The organism is Priestia sp. D3YE.R1 (assembly GCF_049199565.1).
GTDB lineage: Bacteria > Bacillota > Bacilli > Bacillales > Bacillaceae_H > Priestia > Priestia aryabhattai.
The window spans coordinates 1-576 of the sequence record NZ_JBLTHW010000025.1 but is presented as its reverse complement, the minus strand read 5'-3'; the positions used below and the strand labels follow the sequence as shown (position 1 = coordinate 576).

Annotated in this window: 1 rRNA gene; it reads left to right on the top strand. The window is 55.9% G+C overall.

Going from position 1 to position 576, the window contains the following annotated elements:
* Positions 1-576, top strand: a 23S ribosomal RNA gene (locus tag ACOZIR_RS28405); the annotation flags it as partial.

Genomic DNA, 576 nt, shown 5'->3' with positions numbered 1-576 from the left:
GGGAGACAGTGTCAGGTGGGCAGTTTGACTGGGGCGGTCGCCTCCTAAAATGTAACGGAGGCGCCCAAAGGTTCCCTCAGAATGGTTGGAAATCATTCGTAGAGTGTAAAGGCACAAGGGAGCTTGACTGCGAGACCTACAAGTCGAGCAGGGACGAAAGTCGGGCTTAGTGATCCGGTGGTTCCGCATGGAAGGGCCATCGCTCAACGGATAAAAGCTACCCCGGGGATAACAGGCTTATCTCCCCCAAGAGTCCACATCGACGGGGAGGTTTGGCACCTCGATGTCGGCTCATCGCATCCTGGGGCTGTAGTCGGTCCCAAGGGTTGGGCTGTTCGCCCATTAAAGCGGTACGCGAGCTGGGTTCAGAACGTCGTGAGACAGTTCGGTCCCTATCCGTCGTGGGCGTAGGAAATTTGAGAGGAGCTGTCCTTAGTACGAGAGGACCGGGATGGACACACCGCTGGTGTACCAGTTGTCTTGCCAAAGGCATCGCTGGGTAGCTATGTGTGGACGGGATAAGTGCTGAAAGCATCTAAGCATGAAGCCCCCCTCAAGATGAGATTTCCCATAGCG